Source organism: Streptomyces sp. NPDC058279 (assembly GCF_042881255.1).
Classification (GTDB): domain Bacteria; phylum Actinomycetota; class Actinomycetes; order Streptomycetales; family Streptomycetaceae; genus Streptomyces.
Genome location: NZ_JBHVYA010000010.1, coordinates 1 through 16,339 on the forward strand (window position 1 = coordinate 1; position 16,339 = coordinate 16,339).

17 protein-coding genes are annotated in these 16,339 nt (G+C 71.2%); 8 read left to right on the forward strand and 9 right to left on the reverse strand.

Going from position 1 to position 16,339, the window contains the following annotated elements:
• The first annotated feature begins 143 nt into the window (after positions 1–143).
• Positions 144–710, forward strand: coding sequence for a GNAT family N-acetyltransferase (locus ACFVXJ_RS19885; protein WP_389663273.1), 567 nt, complete (start codon positions 144–146; stop codon positions 708–710).
• Here the strand turns inward: ACFVXJ_RS19885 and ACFVXJ_RS19890 are convergent.
• The 7 genes from ACFVXJ_RS19890 to ACFVXJ_RS19920 all read right to left on the reverse strand — a co-directional run bounded on the left by ACFVXJ_RS19890 (position 707) and on the right by ACFVXJ_RS19920 (position 8,928).
• Positions 707–2,257, reverse strand: coding sequence for a type VI secretion protein (locus ACFVXJ_RS19890; RefSeq protein WP_389663275.1), 1,551 nt, complete (start codon positions 2,255–2,257; stop codon positions 707–709). The two genes, ACFVXJ_RS19885 and ACFVXJ_RS19890, sit on opposite strands and share 4 nt — an antisense overlap.
• Before the next feature lie 2 nt (positions 2,258–2,259).
• Entirely contained in the window at positions 2,260–3,675 is a 1,416-nt protein-coding gene (locus ACFVXJ_RS19895; protein WP_361314377.1) for an ATP-binding protein, read from the reverse strand.
• A gap of 19 nt (positions 3,676–3,694) precedes the next feature.
• Positions 3,695–5,257 carry an SCO6880 family protein gene (locus ACFVXJ_RS19900; RefSeq protein ID WP_389663277.1) on the reverse strand — a complete coding sequence of 521 codons (1,563 nt, stop codon included), beginning with the start codon at positions 5,255–5,257 and terminating at the stop codon, positions 3,695–3,697.
• The gene (locus tag ACFVXJ_RS19905) at positions 5,254–6,594 is read right to left on the reverse strand and encodes a hypothetical protein (protein ID WP_389663279.1); all 1,341 of its coding nucleotides are present in this window, start codon (positions 6,592–6,594) and stop codon (positions 5,254–5,256) included. The genes ACFVXJ_RS19900 and ACFVXJ_RS19905 overlap by 4 nt, the downstream gene beginning before the upstream one ends.
• The gene (locus ACFVXJ_RS19910) at positions 6,584–7,414 is read right to left on the reverse strand and encodes a hypothetical protein (RefSeq protein WP_389663281.1); all 831 of its coding nucleotides are present in this window, start codon (positions 7,412–7,414) and stop codon (positions 6,584–6,586) included. The genes ACFVXJ_RS19905 and ACFVXJ_RS19910 overlap by 11 nt, the downstream gene beginning before the upstream one ends.
• A gap of 102 nt (positions 7,415–7,516) precedes the next feature.
• Positions 7,517–7,825, reverse strand: coding sequence for a hypothetical protein (locus ACFVXJ_RS19915; RefSeq protein ID WP_136213834.1), 309 nt, complete (start codon positions 7,823–7,825; stop codon positions 7,517–7,519).
• Positions 7,826–8,112: 287 nt separating this feature from the next.
• Positions 8,113–8,928, reverse strand: a complete 816-nt coding sequence (locus ACFVXJ_RS19920) for a pentapeptide repeat-containing protein (RefSeq protein ID WP_389663283.1) — start codon at positions 8,926–8,928, stop codon at positions 8,113–8,115.
• Between the two features lie 104 nt (positions 8,929–9,032).
• On the opposite strand from ACFVXJ_RS19920, the gene ACFVXJ_RS19925 reads away from it, so the two are divergent.
• The 3 genes from ACFVXJ_RS19925 to ACFVXJ_RS19935 all read left to right on the forward strand — a co-directional run bounded on the left by ACFVXJ_RS19925 (position 9,033) and on the right by ACFVXJ_RS19935 (position 11,982).
• On the forward strand, positions 9,033–9,821 hold the full coding sequence (locus tag ACFVXJ_RS19925) for a thioesterase family protein (protein ID WP_389663285.1): 789 nt from the start codon (positions 9,033–9,035) through the stop codon (positions 9,819–9,821).
• 242 nt (positions 9,822–10,063) lie between these two features.
• Positions 10,064–11,074, forward strand: a complete 1,011-nt coding sequence (locus ACFVXJ_RS19930; RefSeq protein WP_389663608.1) for an NlpC/P60 family protein — start codon at positions 10,064–10,066, stop codon at positions 11,072–11,074.
• Between the two features lie 197 nt (positions 11,075–11,271).
• Positions 11,272–11,982 (forward strand): phosphatase PAP2 family protein, encoded by a 711-nt coding sequence (locus ACFVXJ_RS19935; protein WP_389663287.1) that lies wholly within the window; start codon positions 11,272–11,274, stop codon positions 11,980–11,982.
• 344 nt (positions 11,983–12,326) lie between these two features.
• On the opposite strand, the gene ACFVXJ_RS19940 is transcribed toward ACFVXJ_RS19935, so the two are convergent.
• A complete protein-coding gene (locus ACFVXJ_RS19940) occupies positions 12,327–12,542 on the reverse strand; it encodes a hypothetical protein (protein ID WP_389663288.1) in 216 nt (71 codons plus the stop codon).
• Positions 12,543–12,922: 380 nt separating this feature from the next.
• On the opposite strand from ACFVXJ_RS19940, the gene ACFVXJ_RS19945 reads away from it, so the two are divergent.
• Together ACFVXJ_RS19945 and ACFVXJ_RS19950 are read left to right on the forward strand one after the other, a co-directional pair.
• Positions 12,923–13,756, forward strand: a complete 834-nt coding sequence (locus tag ACFVXJ_RS19945) for a hypothetical protein (protein ID WP_389663290.1) — start codon at positions 12,923–12,925, stop codon at positions 13,754–13,756.
• 141 nt (positions 13,757–13,897) lie between these two features.
• Positions 13,898–14,050 (forward strand): hypothetical protein, encoded by a 153-nt coding sequence (locus ACFVXJ_RS19950; RefSeq protein ID WP_389663623.1) that lies wholly within the window; start codon positions 13,898–13,900, stop codon positions 14,048–14,050.
• Between the two features lie 88 nt (positions 14,051–14,138).
• Here ACFVXJ_RS19950 and ACFVXJ_RS19955 read toward each other — a convergent pair whose 3' ends face one another.
• Positions 14,139–14,474 carry a metal-sensitive transcriptional regulator gene (locus ACFVXJ_RS19955; RefSeq protein ID WP_329196972.1) on the reverse strand — a complete coding sequence of 112 codons (336 nt, stop codon included), beginning with the start codon at positions 14,472–14,474 and terminating at the stop codon, positions 14,139–14,141.
• Between the two features lie 197 nt (positions 14,475–14,671).
• Here ACFVXJ_RS19955 and ACFVXJ_RS19960 point away from each other — a divergent pair, with 197 nt between their 5' ends.
• Entirely contained in the window at positions 14,672–15,292 is a 621-nt protein-coding gene (locus tag ACFVXJ_RS19960) for a DUF47 domain-containing protein (protein ID WP_136213688.1), read from the forward strand.
• Positions 15,293–15,297: 5 nt separating this feature from the next.
• Entirely contained in the window at positions 15,298–16,299 is a 1,002-nt protein-coding gene (locus ACFVXJ_RS19965) for an anion permease (protein WP_389663292.1), read from the forward strand.
• Positions 16,300–16,339 lie beyond the last annotated feature (40 nt).

Genomic DNA, 16,339 nt, shown 5'->3' on the forward strand with positions numbered 1-16,339 from the left:
AGAGTAGGACGCCGCCGAACAATCATTGTGGGAAAGCCCCGCACCAGCCCGTTATCGGGTTCGGTGCGGGGCTTTTCTGCGTTTACCGGCCGGATGGATTATGTGGTGCGGGCGCGCGGGGGCGTGTGGTTGGATCCGCTGTTATGACGCGACATGTGATACGGCCGGTGCGGCGCGACGAGTGGGAGAAGGCGAAGGAGCTGCGGCTCATCGCGCTGCGGGATCCGGCGGCACCCGTTGCTTTCCTGGAGTCGGTGGAAGAAGCCGAAGCCCAGCCGGACGAGTTCTGGCAGGGACGGACGGAGCGGGCCTGCGAAGGGCGGGGCGCCCGGCAGTTCGTCGCGGAAGCGGCGGACGGGCAGTGGGACGGGTCGGTGACGCTGCTGGTCGAGACGGCCGGCGTGCCGGACTACTTCGGTGAGCCGGTCGAGCAGGAGCAGGGGCACCTGGTGGGTGTGTTCGTGCGGGCCGAGCAGCGGGGGACGGGCCTGACGGAGGCGTTGTTCGAGGCCGCGCTGGAATGGGCGTGGTCGTTGGAGGGGCCGGAGGTGGAGCGCGTACGTCTCTTCGTGCACGAGGAGAACGCGCGGGCCGAGGCGTTCTACCGGCGGTTCGGCTTCCGGGAGAGCGGGGTGACCGTGCCGATGCCGGGGGACCGGGGCGGGGCCAAGGAGCGGGAGTACGTGTTCGCGAGGCCCGGGCAGGGTTAGGGGGCCTGCCGGAGTGGGCCCGGGCCGGTCGGGCGGCCGGCGGGGGTGAACTCGGCGGCCTCCGGCCAACGGGCGCGGGCCTGTTCCCGGCTCCGGCAGAGGGCGAGGAGCGGGAGCGTGTCGTCCTGGAGCAGCTCGGGGAGCTGTGGGATGGGGGCGACGGCGGCGATGTCGTCCAGGACGAGCGTGAGTGGTGGGTCGAGCCGACCGTGGGATGACCTGGCGGCCATGCGACGGCCGTGCTCGACCACGTTTGCGGCGAGTGCGGTCAGCAGGGGCATCGCACCCGGGTGGGTACGGGGGTCTTCCAGGGGTTCTCCCACCACGTAGAGGGTTCCCCCCTCGCTGACGAACGATGCCAGGGTCAGCGAATCCGTTCGGTGCGGATTGCACGCCTCGCGGATGTGCACCGAGGTGAGGCAGGAGAGGGCACGGGCCGTCAGGTGCTGTGCTTGCTCGCGTCGTTCGGCGTGGGCGGTGAGGGCGCTTTCGAGTTCGCCGGCGGAGCCCGGGGCGGCCTTGGGGTGGGTGCGCAGGATCCGGACCGGGTCTTGGGCGTTGGTGCCTTGGGCCCAGCGGTGGAGCTGTTTGAAGGGGCGGTCGTCGAGGGCCGCGGCGTGGAGCCAGCTGCGGAGGAGGGTTTCCGCGGTGTCGGCTGTGGCGGCGTCCATGCGGGCCTGGGGGCGGACGGGGGCCAGCAGGGCGATGGCGCGGGCGACGGCGGTCTCGCGGTCGGCGCAGCCTTCGGTGGGGTTCCAGTGCATGCGGGCCGGGGTGTCGCAGAGGTGGGTGGGATCGTAGAGGAGGACCGGGCCGAGTTTGGCCCGGGCGTCCTTGGTCGTGGACCAGAGGGTGGGGGAGGACGTGACGACGAGGGCCGCGCCTTCCGCGTGGGTGAGGAAGGTGGTGGCCGCGGAGTGGCGGGCGGGGGGTGGGGCGTACGCGAGGCGGGGCGTTGGGGCGGGGGCCGTGGCGGCGGGGGTGAGTGTGGGGGTGGGGGCGTAGCCGAAGCCGTAGCGGTAGGCGTCGTCGGTCGGGGCGGGTGGCGGTGCGGGTGCCGGTGCGGGGGTGGTGCTGGGGGCGCTGCCCCCGGACCCCTGCGCCTCAAACGCCGGCGGGGCTGGGTGTGCTGGCGGGGCTGTGTGTGGCTGCGCGGCCGGCGGTGGCTGGGGCCCGAGGTTGGGGTGGCGGCGGGCGCGGGTGCGGGTGATGAGGCCCAGGGTGAAGACCGTGAGGACCAGCAGGATCAGCAGCTGGCTGATGAAGAGGCCCCAGAAGAGGCCCCAGCCGGAGAGGGCCGCGGGGTCGGTGTCGGGCCAGGCCGCGGCGATGTCGTGGGGTTCCGTTATCAGGGCGCGGACGGCCCCCGGGGTGCGGGTGAACGTGACCGTGGCCGGCCAGGCGCCCTTCGCGAAGAGGGCTGCCAGGCCGGTGGCCGACCAGATCAGGACGGCGAGGCCGAGGAGGAAGGCCAGGAGGCCGACCAGCACTCCGTCGGGGATGCCTCCGGTGCGCGCGGGTGGGGCCGTACGTCGTGGGTCGGGCATGGCTACGCCACCGTGGTCGCCGAGCCGGGGCCGCCGTTGCGGTGGCGTTCCATGAGGAGGGCGCGCTGTTCCGCTTCGAGTTCGGCTGCCAGCAGGTCGTCGGGGAGTTGCGGGGCGGAGGATTCCGTCATGGCGCGGTCGGTGTAGACGAGGGGTCGTTCGGCTTCGGTGATCAGGTGTTTGACGACCTGGACGTTGCCGTTGACGTCCCAGACGGCGATGCCGGGAGTGAGGGTCGGGATGATTTCGACGGCCCAGCGGGGCAGGCCGAGGACGCGGCCGGTGGCGCGGGCCTCGTCGGCCTTCTGGGCGTAGATGGTGCGGGTGGAGGCCATTTTGAGGATGGCCGCGGCTTCGCGGGCCGCCGCTCCGTCGACGACGTCCGAGAGGTGGTGGACGACGGCGACGAAGGACAGGCCGAGGCGGCGGCCGAACTTGAGGAGGCGCTGGAACAGCTGGGCGACGAAGGGGCTGTTGATGATGTGCCATGCCTCTTCGACGAGGAAGATGCGCTTCTTGCGGTCCGGGCGGATCCAGGTGTGTTCCAGCCAGACGCCGACGATCGCCATGAGGATCGGCATGGCGATGGAGTTGCGGTCGATGTGGGACAGGTCGAAGACGATGAGCGGGGCGTCGAGGTCGATGCCGACGGTGGTGGGGCCGTCGAACATGCCGCGGAGGTCGCCGTCGACGAGGCGGTCGAGGACGAGGGCGACGTCGAGGCCCCAGGCCCGGACATCGTCTATGTCGACGTTCATCGCTTCGGCGGATTCGGGTTTGGGGTGGCGCAGCTGTTCCACGATGTCGGTGAGGACGGGCTGGCGGTCGCGGGCGGTGTCGACGACGTAGGCGTGCGCGACCTTGAGCGCGAAGCCGGCGCGCTCGTCGAGGCCGTGTCCCATGGCGACTTCGATGATGGTGCGGAGCAGCGCGAGCTGTCCGGTGGTGGTGATCGCCGGGTCGAGGGGGTTGAGGCGGATCCCGTCGTCGTTGGCGGCGATCGGGTCCAGGCGGATGGGGGTTATCCCCAGCTGCTGGGCGATCAGGTTCCATTCGCCGACGCCGTCTTCGCCTTGGGCGTCGAGGACGACGACCTGGCGGTCGCGGAAGCGGAGCTGGCGTAGGACGTAGGTCTTTTCGAGCGCCGACTTGCCGTTGCCGGATTCGCCGAGGACCAGCCAGTGGGGGGCGGGGAGCTGTTGCCCGTAGAGCTGGAAGGGGTCGTAGATGTAGCCCTTGCCGCTGTAGACCTCGCGGCCGATGATGACGCCGGAGTCGCCGAGGCCGGGGGCGGCGGTGGGCAGGTAGACGGCTTGGGCCTGGCCGGTGGAGGTGCGGACGGGCAGGCGGGTGGTTTCGACCTTGCCGAAGAGGAAGCTGGTGAAGGCGTCCGTCAGCGCGGACATCGGGTCTCGCATGGGCGGCACTTCCTTCCGGCTAGCGTCGGATGCCGGTGGCGAACGGCAAGGTGTTGACGAAGGCGCGGTGGTGCTCGCGGTCGCACCATTCGAGTTTCAGGTAGGACTTGCCGGCCGAGGCGCGGATGGTCCGCTTGTCGCGGGCGAGGGCCTCGGGTGAACGCGAGGACACCGTGATGTACCCGACGAGGTTGACTCCCGCCGCACCGCTGGCCAGATCTTCACCCCTTTGGTCGAGTCGGCCGTGGGCGGCGATGTCGCGGGGGTCGACGGTGCGGTTCATCTTGGCGGCGCGGCTGGCGTCGGCCTCGTCGTTGGTCTTCTCGGTGAGCATGCGCTCGATGGCCACTTCGGTGGGCTCCAGGTCCATGGTGACGGCGACGGTGCGGATGACGTCGGGGGTGTGGACGAGGAGGGGGGCGAGGAAGTTGACGCCGACGGGGGTCATGGGCCATTCCTTCACCCAGGCGGTGGCGTGGCACCAGGGGGCGCGGGTGGAGGACTCGCGGGTCTTGGCCTGGAGGTAGGTGGGTTCGACGGCGTCGAGTTCTGCGGGCCAGGCGTTGCGCTTGGTCATGGCCTGGATGTGGTCGATGGGGTGGTCCGGGTCGTACATGGAGTGCACGAGGGAGGAGAGCCGGCCCTGGCCGAGGGGTTGGCGGACGCGGATGTCGGCTTCGGCGAGGCGGGCGCAGATGTCGGTGAGCTCGCGGGCCATGACGATGGCGAGTCCGGCGTCGCGGTCGAGTTTGCGGCCCTTGTGGGGGGTGGAGGCGCGGGCGATGGTGTGGGCCTCGGCGGCGAGTTCGCGCGTGTAGTGCATGCAGGCGACGAGGTAGGCGCGGTGCTGCTCGGAGGAGGTGGAGACCATCGACTGGAGTTGGTCGTAGGAGTCGCGCAGCCAGACGGGGGCTTTGGTGTCGCCGCGCTGGGCGACGTCCTTGGCGTGGGCGTCGGGGTCGGCGGGGAGGGTGCGGGCGAGCATCTGGAGGCGGGTGACGAAGCCGTCGCCGTTGGCGACGTGCTTGAGGAGGGTGCCGAAGCGGTCGACGAGGGCTTCTTGGTCCTCGCTGTCGCGCAGGCCGACGCCGGGGCCCTCGATCTCGATGGCGGCGGTGACGGTGCGGCGGTCGGCGTGGAGGAGGACGGCGATCTCGTCGGGGCCGAAGGGGGCGGCGAGCCAGTTGATGCGGCCGATGCCGGGGGGTGGGCCGACTTCGACCTCGCGGCCGTCGGCGGCGCGGACGCCGGCTTCCATGGCGCCGGAGCGGTAGGTGGCGCCGCGGCGCAGGGTGCGCTTGTAGCTGCGGTTGATCTCGAACCACTTGTAGAAGGTGCGGCCCTTGTAGGGGACGTACACGGCGGCGAGCGCGAGCAGGGGGAAGCCGGCGAGGCTCACGATGCGCAGGGCGAGGTCGGGGACGAGCAGTCCGCTCATCATGCCGAAGAACGCGCCGACGATGATCAGGGCGATCTCGCCGGTTTCGCGGTTCTTGCCGACGATCGCGTTCGGCCTGGCGCGGCCGATGAGATACGTGCGGCGGGGCGCGACCGGGTGCAGCTGGTGGGACTGGGTCGTCAACGCCCGTCACCTCCTGTGTTCCTCGTACTCGATCCAGTGCGGGGCGCGGGCGCGGCGGAGGGGACGGTTCCGCCGGCGGATCCGCCGCCGGTGGGGCGGCTGCTGTGGGCGGCCACGCCTCCGGAGATGGGGTTGGCGGGGCGGGGGGCGCCGCCGCCTTCGCCGCCGCCGGCGCGGTGGGCGCCGCGGCTGCTGTGTGTCTTGATGCCCTGGGAGACGAGGGAGGCCGGGGAGCTGATGACGGCGGCTGCCTGGGCGCCGTCGGTGGCCTTGCTGCGGTTGGAGCGGGCGGAGGCGATCTCGTCGCCGAAGCCGGGGACGAAGCGGTAGATCATGGCGGACGCGAAGATCGCCAGGAGGATGATGGCGAGGCCGGAGACGACGGCGGAGAAGGCGTCGGGTCCCTTGTCGCCGGCGAGGGCGCCGGCGAGGCCGAGGACGATGACGATGACCGGCTTCACCAGGATGACGGCGATCATGATGCCGGCCCAGCGGCGGACGTGGCCCCACATGTTGCGGTCGACGAGGCCGGCGTAGACGACGGTGCCGAGGAGGGCGCCGACGTAGAGGAGCGCGGCGCGGATGACGAGCTCCAGCCACAGGACGCCGGCGGCGAGGACGGTGACGAGGGCGACGACGATCAGCATGATGGGGCCGCCGCCGATGTTGTCGCCCTTCTTGAGGGCTTCGGCGAAGGAGCCGAAGAAGACGTCGCCCTGGCCGCCGGTGGCGGTGGCGATGACTTGGGTGACGGCGTCGGTGGCGGAGACGACGGTGTAGAGGATGAGGGGGGTGAAGGCGGAGGCGAGGACGGTGAGCCAGAGGAAGCCGATGGCTTCGGACATGGCGGTGGTGAGGGGGACGCCGCGGATGGCGCGCTTGGCGACGGCGAGGAGCCACAGGACGAGGGTGAGGATGGTGCTGGCGGCGAAGACGACCGCGTACTGCTGGAGGAAGGCGGGGTTGGTGAAGTCGACGGTGGCCGTGCCCTTGATGGCTTCGCCGAGCTTGCCGATGATCCAGGCGGCGGCGTCGGCGCAGCCCTTGGCGAGGGAGGCGAGGGGGTTGATGGCGTCAGGGGTGTTGGTGGTCAGGCCGGTGTTGGGGCTGCCGGTGGGGTTGCCTCCGACGCTGCGCTCGCAGGATTCCTTGAGTGGGCCGATGACCCCTTCGCACTTGCCGCTCTGAGGGGCGGACGCGCTCGGGCCGGGGGTGGCCGTGGGCGGTGGGGTGGGTGCGGCGAAGGCCCGGGCGGACAGCACGACCAGTGCGGTCTGTACGGCGGCCAGTGTTCCGGCGATGCGGAAGGGCCGGCCGTTACGGCGGCTACCGGGCATAGGTGAACCCTCCGAACTCCTTGACGGCCTTGCTGATGTCGTCGGACGTGGAGGCGGGGACGTCGCCGGGGACGGGGGCGGGGCCGTCCTGCTGGGTGTCGGCGCTGACCTTCCAGTCCTCGCCGGCCCAGGTCAGTTCGAACGTCCAGGTCTTCCAGGTGGTGCGCACGGGGTCGGTCGATTTCGGTCCCGACATGCCGAGCAGGCCCGTGTACCAGACGGAGACCTTCGCGTTGGTGGGGCTGTAGCTGTCGACGCGGGTGCCGACGGGGACGGCGCGGGTGACGAAGACGCTGCCTTGGGGGGCGTTGCCGTCGGCGTCGAGGCCGAGGCTCGCGAGGAAGGCGGTGGAGTAGGCGGAGTCCTGGGTGCCTTTGCGCGCGGCCGACGCCGTGGGGGTGTAGAGGGCGTCCATGATCGCGTGGCGCTGGTCCCGCTTGAGCATGCCGTCGGAGCCGAGGGCGACCGTGTAGTTGGCGGCGGCGGACTGGGCGCCCTGTTCGTCGTGGGCGAAGCCCTTGGGGAGGGTGCCGGGCTGGGGGGTGAGGGGGCGGGTGCCGGTGGGGGCGGTGGGGGTGGTGGCCGGGGCCTTGTCCGAGGAGGCGGGTGGGGCGGTGTCCCCCGACTGGTTCGCGAACGCGATGGCGGCGATGAGGAGGACCACGACGCCGACCACCGTGATCAGGCCGCGGGAGGCGCGGGGGGTGCGGCGGGGGGTGCCGTAGGGGTCGGTGGGGGTGTCGGGGAGGCGGGTGCGGGTCTGGCCCGTGCCGCCGACCTCGCCGTAGCCGCCGCCACCGTACTGGTCGTCGTTGCTCATTCCGTGTCCGCCCCCTCCGCGTCGTACGACGGTAGCGCTCGTGGCCGCGTGGCCGCGGTGTGTTGATTCGCCATCAGGTACGACGGCCGGCGGGCGGCACGGCTAGACGGCCATTCCGTAGACGATCGTGAAGAGGGTGCCCAGGGAGCCGATGATGAAGACGCCCGTGAGTCCGGCCACGATCAGGCCCTTGCCCTGTTCCGCGCTGAACGTGTCGCGCAGGGCCGTCGCGCCGATGCGCTGTTTGGCGGCGCCCCAGATGGCGATGCCGAGGCAGAGGAGGATCGCGACGGCCATGACCACCTCGACCATGACCTTCGCTTCGTTGCCGAGACTGCCGAACGGCCCCCAGTTCGGGGCGATTCCGCCGATGATGGTGGTGATGTCGCCCTTTTCGGCTGCCAGGATCATGTAACTCACCGCCCCAGTATGGGTAGTTCCGGTAGTCCCTGCCCGACGGCAGGGGTTACGCACTATCTTCCCTGATGAAACCGCCCTCGTCGTCGACTTGACGGCTCTCTTTACCCGTTCTCCCGGGCCGGCCCCCGCCTCGTCGCCCTGACCTGGGCGGAGGCGGTGTGTATACGGAAGAACGTATGGTCACTCTGTGTATCACGGTGGGTGACGCCGGGCAATGATTGTCGGTGCGGCGGGGTGTGCGCGGCGGGGCCGGTGGTGTGGGCCGGTGGTGGGGTGGCTCAGGTCCAGTGGGAGGGGCGGGTCAGGGAAGGGGGGATGCGGGTGGTGGCGGAGCCCCGGGCGGCGTTGAGCTGGGGCTGGGTGAGGAAGAGGGCGTCGCGCAGGTCCGCGTCGCGCAGGTCGGCGTCGCGGAAGTCCGCGCCGATGAGGTCGGCCGTGCGCAGGTCGGCGCCGGAGAGGTCGGCGGCGATCAGGTAGGCGCCGCGCAGGTTGGCTCCGCGCAGGTCCGCGCCGGCGAGGCGGGCGCCCATCAGGTCGGCGCCGCGGTGGTTCTTCTTCTTCCGGCCGGGGGCGGTGGCGCGGACGAGTTCGCTCGTCTTGAGGAGGAGGGTGTTGATGTCCTGGCGCAGGGCGCCGACGTCGAAGGGGGCCAGGTTGTCGGCGTCCGCCCCGGTGGCCTCGGTGGTCGTGGCGAGCGCGGCGCGCAGGTCGTCGTGGAGGGGGGCCGCCGCCGGGAGGGTGAGGGCCTCGGTGAGGTAGTGGAGCAGCTCGTGGAGCTGTCGCATCACGGGGAAGACCTCGAACATCCGGCGGGCGGTGCCGGGGTGGGTGCGCCAGTCGCGGCCGCCGAAGGTGACCTGGGAGACCTGCTGGCCCGCGCCGAAGCAGTCGAAGACCGTGCAGCCTTGGAAGCCCTTGTCGCGCAGGCCGGTGTGGATGCCGCAGCGGAAGTCCTGGCGGAGGTTGGCGCAGGGGGTGCCGGCGGCCTTGTTCACGGCGAAGTCGGCGGACTTGGCGAAGGGGAGGGCGACGCAGCAGAGCGCGAAGCAGTTGGCGCAGTCGGCGTGCAGGGCGGGGGTGGGGTTGGTCGACACCCGCCCATTGTCGTCTGCCGCCTGTCGCGGGCGCCGGCGGCCTTGGCTCCGGCTCGGGTGGGGGAGGGTGGTGCCGGGGGTTACCTGTGGGTAGCGTGCGGGGCATGGGTGTTGCCGAGGGGTTCTTCGAGCGGGTCGACACAGGGCGCTTCCGGGCCACGGCGTTCACGCGCGGGCCGTGGGACGAGCGCTCCCAGCACGCCGGGCCGCCGGCCGCGTTGGTCGGGCGGGCCGTCGAGGAGCGGGCCGGCGCGCGCGAGGACATGCGGATCGCGCGGATCACGTACGAGATCCTGCGCCCGGTACCGATCGGTGAGCTGGAGATCACCACCAGCGTGGTGCGCGCGGGCCGCGGTACCGAGGTGGTGGAGGCCGCGCTCGCCCCGGTCGGGGCCGCGCCGGTGATGCTCGCGCGGGCGCTGCGGATCCGGGTCGCGCGGGACGCGGTACCGGCGGTGGTGCCCGGGCCGGAGCTGCCGCCGCCGGGCGAGGTGGCGCAGACCCCGTTCGAGCTGCCCTGGGAGATCGGGTACCACACGGCCATGGAGACCCGGTTCGCCGCCGGGGCGTTCGCCGAGCCGGGTCCGGGAACCTGCTGGATGCGCATGAGGGTGCCGCTGATCGCGGGGGAGGAGTCCCGCCCGCTGGACCGGGTGCTGGTGGCCGCCGACTCGGGCAACGGCATCAGCGCGGTGTTGGACTTCGGCCGTTACGTGTTCGTCAACGGCGACCTGACCGTCCATCTGCACCGTCATCCGGTGGGCGAGTGGGTGTGCGTGGAGGCCCGTACGAGCGTGGACGCGGCCGGGGTCGGCCTCGCCGACGCGCGGCTGCACGACGAGAAGGGGCCCATCGGGCGCGGCGCGCAGAGCCTGTTCGTCGCGCCGAGGTAAGGACGACGGGGGTCGCTTTCGGCCGGCGCGTGGCCGGAAGGCTTGGGGGGCTTTGCCGCTCGCCGGCGACCCGGGAGACTGGGCGGTGGGGTTCCACGACGTCGGGGACGTGTCGAACCGGTACACGGGGGTCCGGTGTTCCGGCTTCCGGGTGGGTTGATCGGGTTGTCGGCGCGGGAGACGGGAATCACCCGTCGGAATGGGGCGGTGTGGGGGAGGGTTGACGGGTGCGCAGATTCTGGATGGTCGGCGGGATCGGAATCGGAGTGGCCCTGAGCTTCCTCGTGCTGCTCGTCGTGGGGACGTACTCCGCGGCGGCGGGACTGATGGGCGCGGGCGCCGGCGGCAGGGCAATGGGGCTGGCGAAGGGCGCGGTGCCGGGCAAGTACCAGTCGCTGGTGCAGAAGTGGGGCACCTTGTGCCCGGCGATCAGCCCGGCCTTGTTGGCCGCCCAGCTGTACTCGGAGAGCGGCTGGAACCCCAATGCCGTCAGTCCGGCGGACGCGCGGGGGATCGCGCAGTTCATCCCGGGGACGTGGGCCGGGCACGGGGTGGACGGTGACGGGGACGGCGACCGGGACATCTGGGACCCCAACGACGCCATCCCGTCGGCGGCTTCGTACGACTGCGAGCTGGCGAAGGACGTCGCGGGGGTGGGCGGCGACGCGACGGGGAACATGCTCGCGGCGTACAACGCCGGGTCCTACGCGGTCATCAAGTACGGCGGGGTGCCGCCGTACAAGGAAACGCAAGGGTACGTAAAGACGATTACCACTCTGGCCAAGAGCTTCGAGCGTCCGCTCGGCCGGGTCACGCCGTCGCAACAGGCGTCGGGGGCACTGTACTTCGCGCAGAAGCAGTTGGGGACGCCGTATCTGTGGGGTGGCAACGGGACGGCCGACCAGGGCGGCCGGTTCGACTGCTCGGGGTTGACCAAGGCGGCGTACGAGTCGGTGGGCGTCGAGCTGCCGCGCGTCGCGAACGACCAGTACAACGCCGGGCCGCACCCCGCGCGGGCGGAACTGCTCCCCGGTGATCTGGTCTTCTTCTCCGATGATCTGACGAACTCTCGCGACATTCGGCACGTCGGGATCTACGTGGGCGGCGGTTACATGATCAACGCGCCTTACACGGGGGCGGTGATCCGCTTCGACAAGATCGACACGCCCGACTACTTCGGTGCGACCAGGGTCACGAAGGACGGCGCGGAGGCTCTTCCGGAGCGCATGGCGGGTGCCTCGCAGGGTTCGTGACGGAGCGTTAAGCATGGGCCCTGAGCTGCGACGATCAGTCTCTCTTGGATAACGTTGGAGTGATCATCCCGTGGAGAGTGGAACGTACGTGCCACGACGGGCGTTCCATGGGCACAGGAGCTGATCGGCGGGGGATGACGAGGCGTGCGCCGGGTGCGTCCGCACGGACCTAGGCAAGGGCAAGGGACCGCATCACCATGGCTGGACTCACGACCGGTGGGCCGAATGTGGATGTAAGCCTGCTGTACGAGATCAACGGCCTGGCCCGGCGCGCGCCGGACTGGATCGACCGCGCGGTGGGCGTCATCGGCGACTACGGGATTCCCCTGGCGCTGGTCCTGCTGGTGCTGTGGTGTTGGCGCGGGCTGCGGCGGCAGGACGAGGCGAGCACGGTGGAGTCGTTCGCCGCGCTGGTGTGGGCGCCGCTGGCGGCGGGAATCGCGTTGCTGGTGAACGTGCCGTTGCGGGGGTTCGTGGGGCGGCCGAGGCCGTTCCTCCAGCACGAGGGGCTGGAAGTGGTGGGCGGCGGGGCCGGGGGCGGGGTCGGTGGCGGGGCCGGTGGGTTCGACGCGTCCGGGTTCTCGTTCGTGAGCGACCACGCGACGCTGGCGATGGCGCTGGGTGTGGGGCTCTTCGTCGCGAACCGGCGGCTCGGGGTGATCGGGATCGGGCTGGCACTGCTGGAAGGGCTGTGCCGGGTGTACATGGGGGTGCACTACCCGACGGACGTGGTGGGTGGGCTGGCGCTGGGTACGGCGGTGGTGCTGGTGCCGGCGCCCTTGGCGATGGCGGTGTTGGGGCCGGTGGTGCGGGTGGCGCGGAGGCGTGGGCGGGGGGCCGTGGTGGCGCGGCCGGTGGTGGGGGCGGAGGTGGAGGCGGGGGCCGGGGAGAAGGACCTCGCGGCCTGAGCCCTGGCCGGGCGGGGTGCGGTGGCCGGGTGCGGCGCCGTGGCGCAAGCGGCCCCGGCTGCGCCGGGCTTTCCGGGGCTCCGCCCCGGGCCCCGCGCCTCAAACGCCGGCAGGGCTGGATTTGGCCGGGGGTGCGGTGGCCGGGTGCGGCGCCGTGGCGCAAGCGGCCCCGGCTGCGCCGGGCTTCTCGGGGCTCCGCCCCGGGCCCCGCGCCTCAAACGCCGGCGGGGCTGGAAAGAGCGACGAACGCCGGTGGGGCCGGAAAGACCGCCTCAAACGCCGGCGGGGCTGGAAAGAGCGCGACGAACGCCGGCGGGGCTGGATTGGGCGGGCCCCGTGGGGGGTCAGTCGTCGTTGTGGTCGTCGCGGTGGTAGCGGGAGCGGAGCCAGAGGCCCGTGGTGATGGCCGCGGCCGTGGTGACGGCGATGGCCAGGGCTACGTCCGCCGGGCCGTCGGCGGAGCCGACCGGGCGGGCCCAGGCCGCGGGCGGGGTCAGGGCGATGAGCGACACGGCCCAGACGAGCGCCGCGAAACGGGGTCCCCGTCGAGGTCCTGGCATGAGTCAAGGGCACCCGGTGGCGGGCGGCCCGGCCAGTCGGGGCCGTCCGAACGGGCGACCCGCCCCGGCTATCCCGACGTGTGCCGCGTGGCGTCCCTGCGGGCCAGGTCTCTGGAGCGGCGGGCCGGGCCGGTCCAGCCGCAGCTGCACACCGCCAGGCAGAACGACCCGCGTTCGGCGGTGGTCGTGGTGTGTGCGGGCTCGCCCGGGTCACGGGGCGGCGGCACAGCGGTAAGCGGAGGAGACACGCTCGCTTCGGTGTGCGGATCCACGACACCACGGTACCGGCAGCGGCCCGTGACGGGACACCCCGGACCTCGTTAAACGGAACGGGTGGGGCCTCGGGCAAACAGCGGGCACGCGTTGGGGGTTGGCAGGCGATGGTGGTGCACCAGCACAGGCGGCGACGAGGGCGTGCGGGCGAGGCGGTGCTCGCCGCCGGCGTCGCGCTGGCCATGGCCGTGATCAGCGGCTGCGGCGGCCCGGCGAGCGGCGACGACCGGCCCCCGCAGGACCCGGCCGCGGTGGTCCGCGGCGCCGCCGACGCGCTCACCGGCGCGGGCAGCGCGCAGGCCCGTACGGCGATGGAGATGGCGACCGGCGGGACCCGGGTCACCATCCGCGGCGAGGGCGGCGTCGACTTCAAGAGCCGGATGGGCCAGTTGCTGGTGATGCTGCCGGCCGATGTGACCGGCAAGGCGGAGCACCGGCCCATCACCGAGCTCCTCGTCCCCGGCGCGCTCTACATGAAGAACCGGGGGGCGGGCGTCCCCGCCGACAAGTGGGTCCGGGTGGACACGACGACCCTCGCGGACGGGAACCTGGTCACCGGCGGCGCCACCGACCCGTTGGTCGCGGCCGAACTGCTGCGGGGCGCGCAGCAGGTCACGTATGTCGGCGAGACCGACCTGGCGGGCACCAAGGTGCGGCACTACCAGGGCACCACCGACATCGGGCGGGCCGCGCGCAGTGCCTCGCCAGGGGTCCGGGGAGCGTTGGAGGCGGCGGCGAAAGGGTTCAGCGAGGACACGGTCCCGTTCGACGCCTACTTGGACATGGAAGGGCGGCTGCGCAAGGTCCGGCACCGATTCAGCTATGTCAACAATGGCGTGATCGATGTGTCGTCGACCACGCTGCTCTACGGGTTCGGGACTCCGGTCACCGTGACATTGCCGCCAAGCGGGGACATTTACGCCGGGAAGATCGCCGAATAGTCGGGCTTCGCGGCGGTGGTCGTGCGATCGGGCCATGGCCCGGTATCCGGAAATGGCCCATCCGTGTCATGCGCACCACGAGGGGCGCTCCCTAGGCTGGGAAGCCGGTCGGCAAGAGAGCGGCAGAGAGAGGTGACACGCGTGACTCCCGTGTGCGGTACGACGGTGCAGGACCACGTGGCGCTTGCCGAGATCGAGCTGTGCGGTGAGCTGATCATCGCGGCGTCGGCGGCGGCCGAGGACCGGCTGAGCCAGGACCGCATCGACGAAGTGCTGATGGGCATCGCGCCCTGAGCCCTCGGGACCGGACCCCGGACCCCGGACCTCGGGAGTCGTGGGGTGGCCGACGGCGGCGGTCGGCCGCCGGGCCCGTGGGTGGTGATCAGGTGCGCAGCAGGCGGGCGATCGCCTTCGTCGCTTCCTCGACCTTGGCGTCGATCTCGGTCCCGCCCTTGACGGCCGCGTCCGCGACGCAGTGCCGCAAGTGCTCCTCCAGCAGCTGGAGCGCGAAGGACTGGAGCGCCTTCGTGCTCGCCGAGACCTGGGTGAGTATGTCGATGCAGTAGACGTCCTCGTCGACCAGGCGCTGGAGACCGCGGATCTGCCCCTCGATCCGGCGCAGCCGCTTGAGGTGCTCGTCCTTCTGGTGGTGGTAGCCGTGGACGGGCGCCGCGGCGACCCCGCCGGCTCCGGGGCCTTCCGCCTCGATGGTCGTCATGCGTCCTCCCGTGGTCCGGACGAGGGGGGGGTATATACCCCTCATGGGTATATGATACCGGGCCGCGCCCGAGGGGGCGGGGGTCCTTGCTCCCCACTGTGCCTGATGGAGGACACTGGTGAACCGCCGGTTAGCCGTGGCCGGGGGATGCGCCTAGCATCAGCCTGACCGAATCCAATGCACCCCGAGGACCTCACGTGCGATTTCGTCTGACCCCCAGGGAGACGAGCTTCTACGACATGTTCGCCGCATCCGCGGACAACATCGTCACGGGCTCGAAGCTCCTGATGGAACTGCTCGGAGCGGACACCGCCGCCCGGGCCGAGATCGCGGAGCGGATGCGGGCTGCGGAGCACGCGGGGGACGACGCCACGCACGCGATCTTCCACCAGCTGAACTCCTCCTTCATCACGCCGTTCGACCGCGAGGACATCTACAGTCTGGCGTCCTGCCTCGACGACATCATGGACTTCATGGAAGAGGCGGTCGACCTGGTCGTCCTCTACAACGTGGAGGAACTGCCCAAGGGCGTCGAGCAGCAGATCGAGGTGCTGGCGCGGGCGGCGGAGCTGACCGCCGAGGCCATGCCGCACCTGCGGACCATGACCAACCTGACCGAGTACTGGATCGAGGTCAACCGTCTCGAGAACCAGGCCGACCAGATCCACCGCAAGCTGCTCGCCCAGCTCTTCAACGGCAAGTACGACGCCATCGAGGTGCTGAAGCTCAAGCAGATCGTCGACGTGCTGGAAGAGGCCGCCGACGCGTTCGAGCACGTCGCGAACACGGTGGAGACCATCGCGGTCAAGGAGTCCTGAACCTCGTGGACACCTTCGCGCTGATCGTGACCATCGGTGTCGCGCTCGGCTTCACGTACACCAACGGCTTCCACGACTCGGCGAACGCGATCGCGACCTCGGTCTCGACGCGGGCGCTGACCCCGCGTGCCGCGCTCGCGATGGCCGCCGTGATGAACCTGGCCGGTGCCTTCCTGGGCAGCGGTGTGGCCAAGACGGTCAGCAAGGGGCTCATCGAGACGCCGCAGGGCAACCGGGGCATGTGGATCCTGTTCTCCGCGCTGGTCGGGGCGATCATCTGGAACCTCGTCACCTGGTACTTCGGCCTGCCGTCGTCCTCCTCGCACGCCCTCTTCGGCGGGATGGTCGGGGCGGCGCTGGCGGGTGGGATCGGCGTCATCTGGAGCGGGGTGCTGGACAAGGTCGTCATCCCGATGTTCCTGTCACCGGTGGTCGGCCTCATCGTGGGTTACCTGGTGATGGTCGCGATCATGTGGATGTTCCGGCGCTCCAACCCGCACAAGGCCAAGCGCGGTTTCCGTATCGCGCAGACCGTCTCGGCGGCCGCGATGGCCCTCGGTCACGGTCTCCAGGACGCGCAGAAGACCATGGGCATCGTGGTCATGGCGCTCGTCATCGCCGATGTGCAGTCGGCCGCCGCCCCGATCCCGGTGTGGGTCAAGTTCGCCTGCGCGGTGATGCTGTCGCTCGGTACGTACGCGGGTGGCTGGCGCATCATGCGCACGCTCGGCCGCAAGATCATCGAGTTGGATCCGCCGCAGGGCTTCGCCGCCGAGACGACCGGCGCGTCGATCATGTATACGGCTTCGTACCTGTACCAGGCGCCGATCTCCACCACGCACGTGATCACCTCGGCGATCATGGGTGTGGGCGCGACCAAGCGGGTCAACGCGGTCCGCTGGGGCGTCGCGAAGAACATCATCCTCGGCTGGTTCATCACGATGCCGGCGGCGGCCATGGTCGCCGCGCTGTGCTTCTGGGTCGTGGACCTGGCCTTCGTCGGCTGACGCCCTCGTCGGTACGAAAGCGGGCCGGCTCCCCCCACCC

What these genes read in the sequence shown, in the direction of transcription:
- ACFVXJ_RS19945 (WP_389663290.1), top strand. Translation starts at nt 12,923, where the DNA reads ATGGTGGTGCACCAGCACAGGCGGCGACGAGGGCGTGCGGGCGAGGCG.
- ACFVXJ_RS19905 (WP_389663279.1), bottom strand. Translation starts at nt 6,594, where the DNA reads ATGCCCGGTAGCCGCCGTAACGGCCGGCCCTTCCGCATCGCCGGAACA.
- ACFVXJ_RS19915 (WP_136213834.1), bottom strand. Translation starts at nt 7,825, where the DNA reads ATGATCCTGGCAGCCGAAAAGGGCGACATCACCACCATCATCGGCGGA.
- ACFVXJ_RS19910 (WP_389663281.1), bottom strand. Translation starts at nt 7,414, where the DNA reads ATGAGCAACGACGACCAGTACGGTGGCGGCGGCTACGGCGAGGTCGGC.
- ACFVXJ_RS19930 (WP_389663608.1), top strand. Translation starts at nt 10,064, where the DNA reads ATGGTCGGCGGGATCGGAATCGGAGTGGCCCTGAGCTTCCTCGTGCTG.
- ACFVXJ_RS19955 (WP_329196972.1), bottom strand. Translation starts at nt 14,474, where the DNA reads ATGACGACCATCGAGGCGGAAGGCCCCGGAGCCGGCGGGGTCGCCGCG.
- ACFVXJ_RS19940 (WP_389663288.1), bottom strand. Translation starts at nt 12,542, where the DNA reads ATGCCAGGACCTCGACGGGGACCCCGTTTCGCGGCGCTCGTCTGGGCC.
- ACFVXJ_RS19895 (WP_361314377.1), bottom strand. Translation starts at nt 3,675, where the DNA reads ATGCGAGACCCGATGTCCGCGCTGACGGACGCCTTCACCAGCTTCCTC.
- ACFVXJ_RS19890 (WP_389663275.1), bottom strand. Translation starts at nt 2,257, where the DNA reads ATGCCCGACCCACGACGTACGGCCCCACCCGCGCGCACCGGAGGCATC.
- ACFVXJ_RS19885 (WP_389663273.1), top strand. Translation starts at nt 144, where the DNA reads ATGACGCGACATGTGATACGGCCGGTGCGGCGCGACGAGTGGGAGAAG.
- ACFVXJ_RS19935 (WP_389663287.1), top strand. Translation starts at nt 11,272, where the DNA reads ATGGCTGGACTCACGACCGGTGGGCCGAATGTGGATGTAAGCCTGCTG.
- ACFVXJ_RS19925 (WP_389663285.1), top strand. Translation starts at nt 9,033, where the DNA reads ATGGGTGTTGCCGAGGGGTTCTTCGAGCGGGTCGACACAGGGCGCTTC.